This is a genomic window from Roseicyclus sp. (assembly GCF_052168335.1).
In the GTDB taxonomy this organism is placed as follows: Bacteria; Pseudomonadota; Alphaproteobacteria; order Rhodobacterales; family Rhodobacteraceae; genus Roseibacterium.
Genome location: NZ_JBQLZP010000330.1, coordinates 1 through 2,561, shown reverse-complemented (window position 1 = coordinate 2,561; position 2,561 = coordinate 1). Strand labels below are relative to the sequence as shown.

The following is a 2,561-nucleotide window of genomic DNA, read 5'->3' as shown; positions in this document are numbered from 1 at the left end:
TCCACCCCGCCGAGGACGGATGTCCAGCCCTCGAGAAACCGGCTCCCTTCCAGCACGGCGACGACGGCGATGGCGCCGAGGACGGCCCCCGTGGCGTTGCCGGTGCCCCCCGCCGTCAGCGCGAGGAAGATGTAGATCGTGATGAGCGGGCGGAAGATGTCGGGGGCGATGTAGCTGGTGTAATGCGCGTAGAACGCCCCCGCGAGCCCGAGGATCGCGGCGCCGAGCGCGAAGGCCTGCACGCGGAAGCGCTTGACGTTCTTGCCGGCCACGGCGGCGGCGGTGTCGTCGTCGCGGATGGCGCGGAGCGCGCGGCCCCAGGGCGACCGGCGCAGCCGCTCGGTGATGGCCCAGACGACGAGGACGGCGACCGTCACGATGGCGCAGTTCAGCATGTTGAACTGGAAGGGCGTGAGGTCCGACCGCCAGGGGCCGGGGATGCCCGAGATCCCGTCCGAGCCGTTCGTCAGCCAGATCTCGTTGGCCGCGACCAGGCGCACGACCTCCGAGAAGCCCAGCGTCACGATGGCGAGGTAGTCGCCCCGCAGCCTGAGCGTCAGCCGGCACAACAGCCCGCCCGCCAGCGCCGCGAGGCCGGCGGCGAGCGCGAGGCCCATCGGGATCGGCAGCGCCCCCGCGCCGGTCGCCAGCGCCGAGGCATAGGCGCCGAGCGCGAAGAACCCGGCCATCCCGAGGTTGATCATGCCGCCCATGCCCCAGATCACGTTGATCCCGAGCGCCAGCAGCGCGTAGATCCCCGCGAAGGTGGCGACGGAGAAGAGCCAGCTCAGCATCAGTAGGCCCTTTCGCCGAGGAGGCCGCGCGGCCGGAAGGTCAGGACGAGCACGATGGCGAGGAAGCCCACGGCGGACTTGTAGGCGGGCTCGAGCACGAGGGCCGACATCTCCTCCCCGATGCCGACGATCATCGCGCCCAGCACGGCGCCGGGGATGGAGCCGAGGCCCCCCACCACCGCGGCGGCGAAGATCGCGAGGATGAAGCGGAAGCCCGTCAGCGGATCGATCGAGGTGCCGAGCCCGAACAGCATACCGCCCACGCCGACGAGGCCCATTCCCGCGAAGGCGACCACGCGGCCCACCATCACCGCGTCGATCCCCTTGAGGTCGGCGAGGCCGGCATTGTCGGCGACGGCCCGCATCGCCTTGCCCATGCGGGTGAACTTCAGCGCCGCGAAGACGAGGATCATGATGACGACGGCGAGCGCCATGTTCTCGAGCTGCTGGGGGTTCACGCGGATGTCGCCGAAGCGCATGTCGCGCACCAGCGGCAGGTCGTAGCCGCGCAGCTCGTTGCCGAAGAAGAACCGGACGATGTTCTCGAGCACGATGGTCAGCGCGATCGAGGCGATGGCGGTCGTGAGCGCGCCATGCTTGCGCAGGGGCTTCAGCGCGATCTCGTCGCTGACGAGGCCGACCGCACCCGCCACGAGGAAGGCGAAGATCAGCGACGGGATGGCCGGCATCCCGAAGCTGACATTCGCGACATAGCCCGCGAAGGCGCCGATGGTGGCATGGCTCGCCACCGCGAAGTTGGGAAAGCGCAGCACCGCGAAGATCGCCGTGAACCCGATGGCCGGGATCGCCAGGAGCGCGCCGGTGATGATCCCGTTCACGAGGAACTGAGGCAGGAGGTCGAGCATCGGGGTGATGGGCCTTCGAGGGATGGGCCGGGGCCGCGCGCGTGGCGGCCCCGGTCTGGGTCGGGTCAGGCGCGCTCGAACTCGGCCGGGGCGCCGCCCTCGATCCGGTTGAACAGGAACTGCGTGCCGGTGATGTCGCCGATCTCGTTGAAGTCGCAGGGGCCCGATGCGCCGGAGTAGTTCACGGACCCGCCGCCCGACAGGACGCCGAGGCCGGTCAGCGCGTCGGCCACCGTCTCGCCCTCGCCCTGGCTGATGGTGCGCAGCGCGTCGCGGATCGCCGCGCCGCTCGCGTCGCCCGCCGCGGCGGCGGCCAGCACCGCGAGGTTGGCGTGGTCGTAGGTCTGCGCCGAGTAGGGATCGACCACGTCGACGCCGAGCGAGGCCTGCACGTTGGCGTAGGCCGGGCTGCCGATGTCGGGCGCGCCCTCCCAGGTGAAGACGCCTTCCGTCACCTCGTTCGGCAGCGTCTCGAGGACAGAGGGGTTCACCGCGTAGGCCGGCCCGATGATCATGCCCTCGTAGCCCGCCTGCCAGATGTCGCGCAGCACCACGGTCGTGTCCGCGGCATAGCCGCCGAGCATGATGAAGTCGGGGTTCGAGCGCAGGATCGTGTCCACCTCCGAGCGGTAGGTGCTCTTGTCGGCCTCGTAGATCAGGCTCTCCATGCCGATGCCCGCGCCGCTCGCGGCGGCGGCGAGGATGTCGATGGAGCTCTGGGCGAAGGGCGTCTGCGGCCCGATCCAGGCCAGGCCCGTCGCGCCCTGGCGCAGCATGAACTCGGATGCGACCTGGATTTGCAGGACCGAGTTCGGCTGGGTCCGCGCGATGTAGCCCATGTGCGGAAGCTGCGTGATGCTGTCCGCGCCCGAGACGGTGAACAGCATCACACCGTTCTCCC

General features: G+C 70.3%; 3 protein-coding genes. All 3 read right to left on the bottom strand.

The window, feature by feature from the left end; all coding sequences use genetic code 11:
• Window positions 1–794, bottom strand: a 794-nt coding sequence (locus ACTS11_RS10155; protein ID WP_442640198.1) for a branched-chain amino acid ABC transporter permease, incomplete at its 3' end; no start/stop codon positions are given.
• Window positions 794–1,660, bottom strand: a complete 867-nt coding sequence (locus ACTS11_RS10150) for a branched-chain amino acid ABC transporter permease (RefSeq protein WP_442640197.1) — start codon at window positions 1,658–1,660, stop codon at window positions 794–796. The genes ACTS11_RS10150 and ACTS11_RS10155, both read right to left, overlap by 1 nt.
• A 65-nt stretch (window positions 1,661–1,725) precedes the next feature.
• On the bottom strand, window positions 1,726–2,561 hold an 836-nt coding region (locus ACTS11_RS10145), incomplete at its 5' end, for an ABC transporter substrate-binding protein (protein ID WP_442640196.1).

Bases quoted from the DNA above. Each gene is read 5' to 3' on its own strand.
- ACTS11_RS10150 (WP_442640197.1), bottom strand. From the start codon at position 1,660: ATGCTCGACCTCCTGCCTCAGTTCCTCGTGAACGGGATCATCACCGGC.